The organism is Streptomyces sp. KMM 9044 (genome assembly GCF_024701375.2).
GTDB lineage: Bacteria > Actinomycetota > Actinomycetes > Streptomycetales > Streptomycetaceae > Streptomyces.
In genome coordinates this window covers 449,734-462,288 of record NZ_CP113910.1, presented here as the reverse complement: position 1 = coordinate 462,288, position 12,555 = coordinate 449,734, and the positions used below count along the sequence as shown (strand labels likewise).

The window sequence follows — 12,555 nt, the reverse complement described above, 5'->3', positions numbered from 1 at the left end:
AAATCAATAGAGTGCGGGGTGCGGTCCATGGTCCGTAGTGAACTCCGCCCGATCGTCGAGCTGAGGTCCACAGCCGGCACCGGTTACACCTACGTGACCCGCAAGAACCGCCGTAACGACCCCGACCGGCTGACGTTGCGCAAGTACGACCCCGTCGCCGGCCGCCACGTCGACTTCCGTGAGGAGCGCTGAGAGCCTCGCAGCCCGGAATCCACCCCGAGTACCGCCCGGGCGTCCTCCGTGACCGGGCCGCGGGCTTCGCCTTCCTGACCCGTTCGACGGCCACGAGCGACAAGACCGTCGAGTGGGAGGACGGCGGCACCTGCCCGGTCGTCGACGTCGGGATCTCCTCGGCGAGCCACCCCTGACCTGCGCCGCCGCCCGCAGCCGTGGACGGTTCTGGCTGGCGGACCGCCCCGACGCCCTGCTGTCGTGGGACGCCGCACCCGGCGCACTGCGCGCGGAGTCGGCCGGACCCCGGCTGGCCGTCCTGCCCGAAGCCGCCTGGGAGATGGTGCCCGCCGAACGCCGCCTCGCCGCCTCCGTGGGCTGGCACCCCGAACACACCGATCCCCTCACTCACTTCTGGCAGTGAAATTCATTTCCGATTACTGTGTGGGGTGAGCGTCGCGCGACTTGGTCCGGGAGCGGGCCCCGGCGGCCGTCGGGAGCCCCCGCGGTGTCCGTGCCGGCGGACCGTGGTGCCCGTGTGCGCGTTCACCCTTTGACGAACCGTGTGGCACCGAGTTTCTGGAGCAGTGATGAGCGACCCCTATGAGCGGTCCGCCGAGTACCTCGACATCATGATCGCCGAGTCGTGGGAGCCGATGGCTCCGGCCCTGGCGGACGCCCTGTCGCACCTCCGGGCCTCGACCGGGGCCGTGATGGACCTCGGGGCGGGGTCCGGCCGGGGTGTGCGAGTCATCTGCGAGGCGCTGCCGCAGGTGCCGGTCCTCGCCGTCGAGCCCTCCGCCGCGATGCGTGCCGTCCTGCTCGCCCGAGTCCACGAGGACGACGAACTGCGCAAGCGTGTCACGGTGGTTCCCGGCGACTGCGCGAGCGCCGACTGGCCCGACGGCGTGCGCGCGGTGGTGGCCCTGAACATGATCGGCCACCTGTCGCCCGGGCACAGGCGCGCGCTGTGGAGCCGCGCGGCGCGGCAACTCGCGCCGGGCGGGGCGCTGGTGTTCAACATCACTCCGCCGTTCGCCCCGGTGGAGGTGGAGCGGGTGCGGATGGCCCGGGTCGTCGTCGGTGAACTGGAGTACGAGGGCTGGGCGAGCGCGTGCCCCACGGGGACGGACGAGATCACCTGGTGCATGGAGTACGGCGTCCTGCGTCAGGGCCGGCCGTTGGCCGGGACGTCGGTCGAGTACCGCTGGTGGGTCGCCGCGGAGGACGCACTGGCGGCCGAGGCCGCCGAGGCGGGGTTCACGCTGCGCCGGGCGGGTGATCCCGGGCTGGGGTTGTGTGTTCTGGAGCGCACGAATGATCTGCCGCCGCACGTTAGTTGATCTGATAATCGTTTTCATCTAGGTTCATTGGTGTTCCGCTTCCCCCGGGCCCTCCGGCAGGGGGAAGCGTTCTCTTGCCCGCCTTGTGACGGAGACCGGATGAACCAGCCTGTGCCGAGTGACGACGTCCTCGCCCGCGTCATCGACTGCATCGCCGAAGTCCTCGGCACGCCACCGGAGGAGGTCGCACGGACGACTCCGTTCGCGGCCCTGGGACTCGAATCGTTCACCGCGGTGCGGCTGAGGCGGCGTATCCGCGAACGTACCGGCCAGGACCTGCCGTTGACCGCCTTCCTCGGTGACGGTGCGACGGCCCGCGCGGTGGCGGACCGCCTGCTCGCCGATCGCATGCCGGAGGAGGTCCCTGATGCCGGTCCTCTCGGTACCGGGGCGCGGACGGGGGCGGAGCCCGGCGGTACACGGCCCGACGGGGAAACGGAGGGGGAGGGCTTTCCTCTGACGCCCATCCAGGCTTCGTATCTCGCGGGGCGGGCCGAGGGTATGCCGCTGGGCGGGGTCGCCACCTTCTACTACTACGAGTACGACCGCACCCCCGGCGACGCGGACCCCCTCGTGGACGTGGCCCGGCTGGAAGCCGCCTGGAACCGGCTGATCGAACACCACCCGATGCTGCGCATGACGGTGGACGCCCGGGGCCGCCAGCGCATCACCGCCTCTCCCTGCCCCTACCGGATCGGTGTCACCGATCTGCGCCGCGAGCCCGCGGAACAGGTGAGGGAAACGTTGTCCGCCCAGCGGCGAGAGCGTTCCCACCAGAACCGGCCCACCGGTTCCTGGCCACTCTTCGACATCCACACCACGCTGCTGCCCGACGGACGGACCCGGCTGCACGTCGGCGTGGACGTGCTCCTGACCGACCTCGCCGGCTGGATGCTGCTGATGCGGCAGTGGGGCCGTCTCGTCGAGGACCCGGCCCACCGGCTTCCCGAGCCGAAGGCCCGGTTCGCCGACCTGCAGCGCGCCCGCTCCGGGGACCCGGAGCGGAGGGCCCGGCGCGCCCGCGACCGCGCCTACTGGGCCGAACGCGCTACCGAACTGCCGCCGTCGCCGCGGCTGCCCCTGCTGCGCGACCCCGCCGACACCACCCCGCCCCGCTTCGTCCGCTCCGCCGCCGAAATCGACGCCACGGCCTGGGCGGAACTGCGCGCCCGGTGCGCCGAGCACGCCGTCACGCCGACCGCCGCCCTGCTCGCGGCCTTCGCCGTCGTCCTCGGCCGGTGGGGTGCAGGAGAGCGGATCTGCCTCAACACCACCCTGTTCGACCGCCCGGAGGACGAGGACGGAGCCGAGGGCGTGGTCGGCGACTTCACCACCACCGCCCTGGTCGGCACGCCCCGCTTCGACCCCGTCGACTGGAAGGGCTTCGCCGACTACGCCGCCGCCGTCAACCACCGCTTCTGGGAGGACCTGGACCACCGGTCCGTGTCCGGTGTCGAGGTGCTCAGGGAGGTACGGGCGCAGAACCCGCCGTCGGTGGGAGCCCCCAGCCATCCGGTGGTCTTCACCAGCGGGGTGGGTCTCGCGGGCGATGGGGAGTCCCCGGCCGCCTGGATCGGCCAGGAGGTGTACGGCATCTCCCAGACCCCGCAGGTCCTGCTCGACCACATCGTGTGGGACGAGGGCGGACGCCTCCGCCTGGCCTGGGACGCCGTCGACGGGGCGTTCCCCCACGGCTGGACACCGGCCCTGCTCGACGCCTACGTACGCCTGCTCCGCACCCTGACACGCCCCGACGCCTGGCACGACACCGCCCTGGGCTGGGACCCCTCCTTTCACCCCGAAGAGCCCCTGGACGCCGTGCCCTTCACGACCGCGGGCCCCTTGCTGCACGATCCGGCCGCCGACGCGGCCCGGCGGCATCCGCGGCGGACCGCCCTGCGCACCCCCACCGCCACCGTCACCCACGCACGCCTCGCGGACAACGCCGCCGCCACCGCGGCACTCCTGGCCGCTCACGGGGCGGGCCCCGGCGACATGGTCGCCGTCGCCTGCGAGAAGGGTGCCGCGCAGATCACCGCCGTGCTCGGCGTCAGCCTGAGCGGGGCGGGCTACCTGCCGGTGGAACCTTCCTGGCCGGCCGCGCGGATCGCCGCTGTCTGCGAGCGGGCCGGTGTCCGGCACGCGCTGGTCGGCCGGGGAGTGAGGACCGACTGGCCCGACGGCGTCACCGTTCACCGCCTGACCGCCGCGGGGCGCCCCGCCCGCACCGCCGCGGGCCCCACCGGACCCGTGGCGCCGCTCGCGACCCCGCGTCCCGAGGACATCGCCTACACCATCTTCACTTCGGGTTCCACCGGCAGCCCCAAGGGCGTGGAGATCGAACACCGGGCCGCGCGCACGACCATCGACGACATCGTCGACCGGTTCGCGCTCGGCCCCGACGACCGCGTGCTGGCGCTGTCGGCGCTCAGCTTCGACCTGTCCGTGTTCGACGTCTACGGCGTCCTCGGCGTCGGCGGCGCTCTGGTGCTGCCCGACCCCGCCCGGCAGCGCGACCCGCAGCACTGGCTCGAACAGGCGGGCCGACACGGCGTCACCGTGTGGAACACCGCACCCGCTCTGCTGGAAATGCTGGTCGAGTACGCGGAGATGGAACCGGAGGAGGCAGCCGAGGCGCTGCGCTCCCTGCGCTTGGTGATACTCTCGGGCGACTGGATCCCCCTGACCCTGCCCGACCGGCTGCGACGGCTCGCGCCCCGGGCGAGGGTGATGAGCCTGGGCGGAGCCACCGAGGCGTCCATCTGGTCCATCACCCATCCGGTGGAACGCACCGACCCGAACTGGCGCAGCATCCCCTACGGCAGGGCGCTGCGCGGCCAGAGCCTCCTCGTCCTCGACGAGGACGGCGCGCCCTGTCCGGTGGGTGAGGCGGGGGAGCTGTTCATCGGCGGCGACGGGCTGGCCCGCGGCTACACCGCCGATCCGGTCCAGACGGCCGAGAGGTTCGCCGTCCACCCCGTGCTGGGCCGCCGCCTGTACCGCACCGGTGACCTCGGCCGGTGGACCGCCGACGGCACCATCGAGTTCCTCGGCCGCGTCGACCGGCAGGTCAAGATCCGCGGGCACCGCATCGAACTGGGCGAGGTGGAGGCGGTGCTGGCCCGCCATCCGGCGGTCCGCCAGTGCGTGGTGTCGTCGGTGCGGGGTCCCGACGGGCGGCCCCGGCTGGTGGCGCACCTCGCGCCCCGGGGCGCGAGCGAACCGCCGACCGCCCAGGAACTGGCGGACGCTCTGCGTGAACGGCTGCCCGACTACATGGTGCCCGGCCGGTTCGTCATCCTGGACCAACTGCCGGTCACGGAGAACGGCAAGATCGACCACGCGGCGCTGACCGCCGCACCCACCGACGGCCGGCCCGCCGGCGCCGACGGACCAGACCCGGCCGCCGCCGTGACGAACGGGCCCTCCGCGGCACCGAGTACGGCTCCGGCCGAGTCCGACGCCGAGTCCGACACCGAATCCGGCTCCGTCGCGGCCCCGGGCGGGGACTGGGTCGCCGCGGCGCTGGCCGAGGCAGCTGCCCTGGGCCTGGAGGCCGCCGTCGTGGTGCGGCCCGGACGGCTCAGGCCGGACCAGGCACTGGAGGCGTCCGCCCAATGGCTCCGGCACGTGGCGCGGACCGCCGCCGGCAGAGCCGCAACGCCGCGCCTGGGCCCCGGAGGGCTGGTGGAGGTGGTCTGCCATCCCCAGCCCGCGGACCCCCCGGCACCTCCAGCCCCCCCGGCGCCCTCCCCGTCCGGGCCGGCGCCCGGCGCTCTGGCCCCGGACCGGTACGGCACCGCATCCGCTCAGGCGCCCCGGCACCGCGGGCAGGGCGCGGACGCGCCCGTGTCCCCGGCCGTACTGGAGGCTCTGAGCGGCATCCTGGCCGACTTCACGGATGTGCCGGTGACACCCGACAGCACCTTCGGGGAGTTGGGGGCCGCCTCCCTCACCCTGGTCCTCACCCACCGCAGGCTCCGCGAGAGCATCGCCCCCCGCCTCGCACTGGCGGACATGTTCGAGCACCCCACCGTCGCGGCCCTGGCCGCCCGCATCACCGCCCAGAGCGCCCCGGACACCGAGCGAGGTCTCGCCGCCGCCGGTACCGACGCCGCTGCGCCACCCGTGCCCCCGCCATCCGAACGGCCCATGCGCAGAACGTCCCGCGTCGCCGCACGCGCCCTGGCCGAGGAGACCACGCGATGAGCGAACAGCCTTCCTCCCGAGGAGACACGGTGGACATCCCCCGGCCCGACCACGAGGCCGGTGACGACCTGATCGCGGTCACCGCCCTGGACTGCCGGTTCCCCGGCGCCCCCGACACGGCGGCCTACTGGGATCTGCTCGTGGGCGGCCGCAGCGGGCTGACCCGGCAGAGCGAACGGGAACCGGCCGAACGCGGCATCCCGGCACGGCCGCCGGCCAACCCCGCCCACATACCCGTCAGCGGGATCATCGACGAACAGGACCGGTTCGACCCCGAGCCGTTCGGCCTGACCGACGCCGAAGCAGCCGTGATGGATCCTCAGCAGAGGCTCTTCCTCGAAGCGTGCCGGCGCGCGCTGGAGAGCGCCGGGCACGGCGGAGGCGTCGGAGCGGGCGCTGTGGGCGTCTTCGCCGGCGCCGCCCACAGCGACTACCTCGCCCGCAACCTCGCCGACCGGTACGCGGCCTCCGACACCGACCCCGTGGGCAGCCTCCAGGCGGCCCTCGCGGGAGTCGCCGACTATCTCCCCCTGCACGTCGCGCACCGCCTCGCGCTCACCGGGCCCGCCGTCGCGGTCGGCACCGCCTGCTCGACGTCCCTGGTCGCCGTGCACCTGGCCGCCCAGTCCCTGCTGGCGGGGGAGTGCGACACCGCCCTCGCCGGCGGCGCCTCCCTGATCGTCCCGCAGGGCAGGGGCTACCTCCACGTCCCCGACGGGATCTTCTCCGCCGACGGACACGTCCGCACCTTCTCCGCCGGGGGCACGGGCATCGTGCACACCCAGGGCGTCGGCGTGGCCGTACTGCGACGGCTGCGCGACGCCCTCGACGACGGCGACCCGGTCCTGGCCGTCCTGCACGGCTCCGCTGCGAACAACGACGGCGGCGACCGCACCGGCTTCACCGCCCCCTCGCCGCGCGGACAGGCCCGGGTCGTCTCCGAGGCGCTCGCCGTGGCCCGCCTCACGCCCAGGGACATCACCTACGTCGAGGCCCACGGCACCGCCACCCGCCTCGGCGACGTCGTCGAGGTCGCCGCCCTGCGCCGCGTCTTCGGCGACACCGGCCCGGCCTGGTGCGCCCTGGGCTCGGTCAAGAGCAACATCGGGCACGCCAACTCGGCCGCCGGCATCGCCGGTTTCGCCAAGACCGTGCTCGCCCTGCACCACGGACTCCTGCCGCCCACCCTGGACGCCCTGCCCCTCAACCCCGACCTCCAGCTGGACGACTCGCCCTTCACCGTCGTCCACGAGACCACCGAGTGGGCCGGGCCCCGGTACGCGGGCGTCAGCTCCTTCGGCATCGGCGGCACCAACTGTCACGTCGTCCTGGGCAGCGCCCCCGTCCGCCCCGAACCCCCCGCCGATCCGCGCCCGCAGCTCGCCCTGCTCAGCGCACACCGCGACGACGCCCTCACCCGCCTCGCCGAGGCCACCGCGACCGCCCTGCACACCACGGCGGTCACGCCCGCCGACGCGGCCCACACCCTGCACACCGGCCGCGCCCCACTGCCGTACCGTGCCGCCGCGGTGATCACCGGGGCGGCGGAGGCCGACAGTCGCGCCCTGCGCACCGCCCCACGGTGCCGGCCCGGCCCCACGGCGCCCCGGGTCGTGCTGGCCTTTCCCGGCGGAGGAGCGCAGTACGCGGGCATGGGCCGTGAACTGTGTTCCGAGGAGGAGGAGTTCGGCCGCACCGTGCGCGAGTGCGCCGACCTCTTCGACGACGGAACCGGCACCGGCCTCACCGCGCTGATCACCGCCGACCCGTCCGACGAGCACGCACGCCGGCTGCTGCGCGACCCCGGCCACGGACTGCCCGCCCTGTTCACCGTCTCCCTGGCCGCTGCGCGCACGCTGCGCTCCTGGGGGGTCGAACCGGACGCGGTGGTGGGCCACAGCCTCGGCGAGTACGTGGCCGCCGTGCTGTCCGGAGCCCTGTCCCTGCCCGACGCCGCGACGCTGGTGGCGGTCCGCTCACACGGCATGTCCCGGGCGGCCGGCGGCGGGGTGATGCTGACGGTCCCGCTGACCGAGCGGCAGACCCTCGCCCTGCTCGCCGAGCACACCGGAGTGGACCTGGCCGCCGTCAACGGCCCGCAGTCCTGTGTGGTGTCCGGATCCGCGCCGGCCGTGGCCGAAGTGGAGCGGGCCCTGACCGCACGCGGTGAACGCACAGTGCGGCTCTCCCTCGACGCGGCCGCCCACTCGCGTCTGGTCGATCCGGTCCTGCCCGAGCTGCGCGCGGCCGCCGAAACCGTCCGGCCGCGTGTCCCGGGCATCCCACTCGCCACGACCCTCACCGGGAAGCTGCTGGACACCGCTCCCGGCACCGACCACTGGGTGGCGCACCTGCGTTCCACGGTGCGCTTCTCCGACGCCCTGGCCACCGCCCTGGGCGAAGGGCCGGCCGTCCTCGTCCAGGCAGGGCCGGGCGGCGCACTGCTCCAGCTGGCCCGTCAGCAGGGGGACCGGCGACCCCTGGCCACCCTGGCCACCTTCCCCGACCGCGACGAGCCCCGCCAAGGACGTGCCGCGCTGCTCGAGGCCGCCGGAGAGCTGTGGACGCACGGAGTCCCCCTGGACGCCGCAGCCCTGCACCGCCCGGGGCGACGCCGTGTCGTCCTGCCGGGCCTGCCCCTGACGCGCCGCAGGCTGTGGATCGATCCACCGGACACCACCGCGCGGGCCACCGCAGCGGCCGGTGCGGCGGCCGGCCGGGATCACCGTGCCGGGCGAGCCGCCCCGAACGAGTCCGAGCCCTTCCAACTGCCCGTCTGGCGGCGCACGCCCCCCGTCGAGGCGGACCGGCCGGTGCTGCGAGGCCGCTGGCTCGTGGCCGCTCCGCCCGGTTCACCGTCGGCCGGGCGGGTGCGCGCCGCGCTCGCCGCAGCAGGGGCCCGCACCGTCACCCTCGACGAGGTGGCCCGGGACCCCGGCACTCCGTGCGAGGGCGTCGTCGTGGTCGGCCCGTACGGTGACACCGGCGACGACCCCGCCGAAACCGTCGGCGCGTCGGTTCTGCACTACGCGGAGGTGGCGCGGGCCACCGCTTCCTGGGCACACCGCACGTGCCTGCTGCACCTCAGCCACAACGCCCAGCAGGTGGAGAGCGCCGACCGGCCCACGGCCCACGCCGCCGCCACCCTCGCCGTTCCCCGCGTCCTCGCCCAGGAGTTCCCCGGCCTGCGCTGGCGCTCGGTGGACCTGCCGGCCGGACCGCCGGAGGCCGACGACGTCCGGGCCGTGCCGGCGGAGGCCGCCGACCTGCTGTCGGGAGGCCCGAACGGCGTCGAGTGCGCTCTGCGTGGCGGACACCGCTGGACGCGCGGCATCACCCCCTGGCGTCCGTCCGCGCCCCCGCCGGACCCGGACGGCCCGGCCGGCGCCGACGGCGGGACGGGCACGGCGGTGATCCTCGGCGGACTCGGAGACGTGGGCCTGGCCCTGGCCGGACACCTGGCCCGCTCCGGACGGCGGGTCGTGGTGACCGGCCGCACCGGGCTCGCCCCGGACCCCGAACCCGGCAGCAGTGAAGCCGAACGGGCGGAGACGATCCGTGTCCTGCGGGACTCCGGCGCCGACATCGAGATCCGTACCGCGGACGCCGCGGACACCGCCGCCACGACGGAACTGCTGCGGGAACTGACCGACCGCGACGGCCCGCTGGACCTGGTCGTGCACGCCGCCGGCGTGGTCGCCTCCGCCGCCGTCGCCCCCCTGCGCGCCACCGGGGAGCAGGCCGTCCACGCGCACGCGCACGCCAAGGTCACCGCGGCCCTCGCGCTGCGCGGCGCCGTGCACGGACTCCCGCCCGGCCGCCGCCCGGCCACCGTCCTGCTGATGTCCTCGGCCACGGCGTTCGTCGGCGGGCTCGGCCTCGCCCCGTACGCCGCCGTCAACCGGTACCTGGACGCCCTCGCCGAGCACGAGCACACCATCGGCACCAGAACGCCCCGCTGGATCAGCGTGGCCTGGGACGGCTGGCGGGTCGGCCCCGGCCGGAGCGAGCGCACCGTCGCCTCACGGCACTCGATCGGCCTGGCGGACGGCATGCGCACCGTGGACCGGCTGCTGGCGCTCGCGGCCCGGGGCCGCGCCCCGGCCTCCGTCGCCGTCTCGCCGGCCGATCTCGCGCCCCGCACCGCCGGCACGCCCACCGCCGTACCCACCCCGGTCGTACCGGCTCCCGGCGAGCCCGCGGCACAGCCGCAGACCGGTGCGGGATTCACCACCGGCACGGAGACACTCCTGGCCGAGGTCTGGTCGGACCTGCTGGGCTTCCCCGTCACCGACCGTGACGCCGACTTCTTCGCGCTCGGCGGACACTCCCTGCTGGCCACCCGGATGCTCGCCCGGCTGCGCGACGACCACGGCGCCGACCTGCGACTGCAGGACCTGCTCGCCCGGCCCACCGTCGCGGCCCTGGCCCCGATGCTGCCCGGCGGGGAACCCCGGCACGCCCCCGCCGGACCGAAGGACACGGGCGGGCCGTCCCCACAAACCGGTGACGGTCCGCGGGAGTTCCCCCTCACCCGGGTGCAGCACGCCTATTGGGTCGGCGGGTCGGGCGGCTACCGCCTCGGTGACGTCCCCTGCTCCTTCCACCTGGAATACGACTGCCCCGGACTGGACACCGGCCGCTACGAGGCGGCCTGGAACGCGGTCATCGCCCGCCACCCGATGCTGCGCGCGGTTGTCTCGCCGGAGGGCCGCAACCGGGTGCTCGACAAGGTGCCCCCCTACCGGATCCGGGTGCAGGACCTGACGAAGGACGGAGACACCGAGCGCGCCCGGAAGCTGGAGCGCGTCCGCGAGCGCATGGTGCGCCGCGAGCCCCGCCCGGGCCGCTGGCCTCTGGTCGACATCCGGGCTGCCCGGCTGCCCGGCGACATCGTGCGCCTGTTCGTCAACGTGGACGTGCTGGTGTGCGACACCGCCAGCTACCTGGTCTGGGACCGCGAACTGCGCACCCTCTACCACGACCCCGACACTCTACTACCGCCGTTGGAGACCACCTTCGCGGACTGCGTGGCCGAGCTCCAGCGCCGCGCCGAGGGACCCGAGTACGCACGGGCCGCCGCCTACTGGCGCGCCAGGCTGGACGACCTGCCCGGCGCACCCGCGCTGCCCGTCCAGGCCGGGAGCCCCGGGGACCGGCCCCGTTTCGCACGGCGCACCGCCCGTCTGGAGCCGGACCGCTGGGACGCACTCAAGGCCGAGGCCGCCCGGCGCGGGCTGACCCCCACGGCCGTCCTACTGGCGGCCTACGGCGAGGCACTCGCCGACTGGTCCGGGCAGGACCGGTTCGCCGTCACCCTCACCCTCTTCGACCGGCCCACGCGACTCCCCGGCGCGGACGCCGTGGTCGGCGACTTCACCTCGCTGATGCTGCACGAAGTGGACCGCTCGGACACCCGCTGCTTCGCCGAGGCGGCCGTACGGGCCCAGCGCACCCTCTTCGAGGACCTGGACCACCGGGAGTTCTCCGCGCTCGACCTGCTGGCCGAGAAGTCCTCACGCACCGGCCGCTCCGAGTCCGTTCCCGTGGTCTTCACCAGCGCCCTGGGCCTGTCCGGACCGCTCGGCGGCGGACACGACCTGGACTGGGCGGGCACACCGGTGTACGGAGCGAGCAGCACCCCGCAGACCTGGCTGGACCACCAGGTGATCGAGCAGCACGGGGCGCTGCTGCTCCAGTGGGACGTGCTGGAGAGCGCCCTGCCCGCCGACGCGGCGGACGCGGCGTTCGCCGCCTACACGGAGCGGGTGCGCCGGCTGGCCGACGCACCACGAGCATGGGACCTCGACGAGCCCCGCACTGAGCCCTCCACCCCGGTCCGCGAACCGCGACGGGCGGCCCCCGCCGACGTCGCCCGGACACGGAAACCGGCCGGCCGCGCCCCGAGCCCCGACGCGGCCCTGCTGCTGCGCGACGGCGACGGCGACCGCCCCCTGTTCCTCATGCACCCCTCCGGAGGGGACGTGCTGTGCTACGGCGAACTCGCCCGTCTCCTCACCGACGGCCGGCCCGTCGTGGCCCTCACCGATCCCGCCCTGACCGGCGGCACCGGCCCGCGGACCATCGCCGGGATGACCGACCGCTACCTCGCCGCACTGCGTGCCCACCAGCCGCAGGGCCCCTACCTGCTGGGCGGCTGGTCGATGGGCGGCACGGTCGCCCACCAGATGGCCGTGGAGCTCGAACGACGCGGTGAGCGGACCGACCTGCTGGTCCTGATCGACTCCAACACCCCCGACCGCATCCGGGCGCTGGGCGGTACCGACCGCACCCAGGACACCGCCTTCGCGGCCGTCCGCTACCTGCGCTCGCTGGAGGCGTTCCTCGACCTCGACCTGGACCTCGGCACGGACGCGGAGACGATCCGCACCGCCCCGGACCCGGCGGCGGTACGCCGGGCCGTCACCGAACGACTGCGACCGGCCGGCCTGCTCGGCCCGCGCGATACAGCCGACACCCGTCTGGAGGTCTTCGAACGCCACCTGCGGGCACTGGCGGACCACCGGGCCGGGCACCTCACTGACCCGGCCACCCGCGTGCTGCTGATCGCCGCGTCCCGTCCCTCGCCGCACAACGCCGGCGTCGGCATGGGCGTCGACGACGCCGGAGACCTGCCCTCCCTGGGCTGGCTGCCGCACGTCAACGGCCCCGTGGACGCCCACACGGTCGACGGCCATCACTACTCCCTGCTGCACGACCCCGCCGTCCGGCGGACCGCCGCCCTGATCGACCGGGCCCTGGCCGCCGTACACACCGGCCGGTGAACCCCGGCCGCCCGCCCCGACAACCGAACCCCTCGCGGAAAGCACCC

Annotated in this window: 4 protein-coding genes and 2 pseudogenes; all 6 read left to right on the top strand. The window is 74.8% G+C overall.

From position 1 onward, the window contains the following. The first annotated feature begins 27 nt into the window (after nt 1-27). The 6 genes and pseudogenes from rpmG to HUV60_RS02140 all read left to right on the top strand — a co-directional run bounded on the left by rpmG (nt 28) and on the right by HUV60_RS02140 (nt 12,508). Nucleotides 28-192, top strand: a complete 165-nt coding sequence (gene rpmG, locus HUV60_RS02165) for a 50S ribosomal protein L33 (protein WP_257852611.1) — start codon at nt 28-30, stop codon at nt 190-192. Further along, nucleotides 189-365 (top strand): annotated as a pseudogene (locus tag HUV60_RS02160) (50S ribosomal protein L31); the annotation flags it as partial. The gene rpmG and the pseudogene HUV60_RS02160, both read left to right, overlap by 4 nt. After that, a pseudogene (locus HUV60_RS02155) lies at nt 365-583 on the top strand (cobalamin biosynthesis protein CobW); the annotation flags it as partial. The pseudogenes HUV60_RS02160 and HUV60_RS02155, both read left to right, overlap by 1 nt. 178 nt (nt 584-761) lie before the next feature. After that, entirely contained in the window at nt 762-1,514 is a 753-nt protein-coding gene (locus HUV60_RS02150; protein WP_257852613.1) for a class I SAM-dependent methyltransferase, read from the top strand. A 99-nt stretch (nt 1,515-1,613) separates the two neighbouring features. Next, nucleotides 1,614-5,723, top strand: coding sequence for an amino acid adenylation domain-containing protein (locus tag HUV60_RS02145; protein ID WP_257852614.1), 4,110 nt, complete (start codon nt 1,614-1,616; stop codon nt 5,721-5,723). After that, a complete protein-coding gene (locus HUV60_RS02140; RefSeq protein ID WP_269441104.1) occupies nt 5,720-12,508 on the top strand; it encodes a type I polyketide synthase in 6,789 nt (2,262 codons plus the stop codon). The genes HUV60_RS02145 and HUV60_RS02140 overlap by 4 nt, the downstream gene beginning before the upstream one ends. The last annotated feature ends 47 nt before the right edge of the window (nt 12,509-12,555 follow it).

Excerpts from the sequence above, each read along its gene's own strand:
- rpmG (WP_257852611.1), top strand. The coding sequence starts at position 28 with ATGGTCCGTAGTGAACTCCGCCCGATCGTCGAGCTGAGGTCCACAGCC.
- HUV60_RS02150 (WP_257852613.1), top strand. The coding sequence starts at position 762 with ATGAGCGACCCCTATGAGCGGTCCGCCGAGTACCTCGACATCATGATC.
- HUV60_RS02145 (WP_257852614.1), top strand. The coding sequence starts at position 1,614 with ATGAACCAGCCTGTGCCGAGTGACGACGTCCTCGCCCGCGTCATCGAC.
- HUV60_RS02140 (WP_269441104.1), top strand. The coding sequence starts at position 5,720 with ATGAGCGAACAGCCTTCCTCCCGAGGAGACACGGTGGACATCCCCCGG.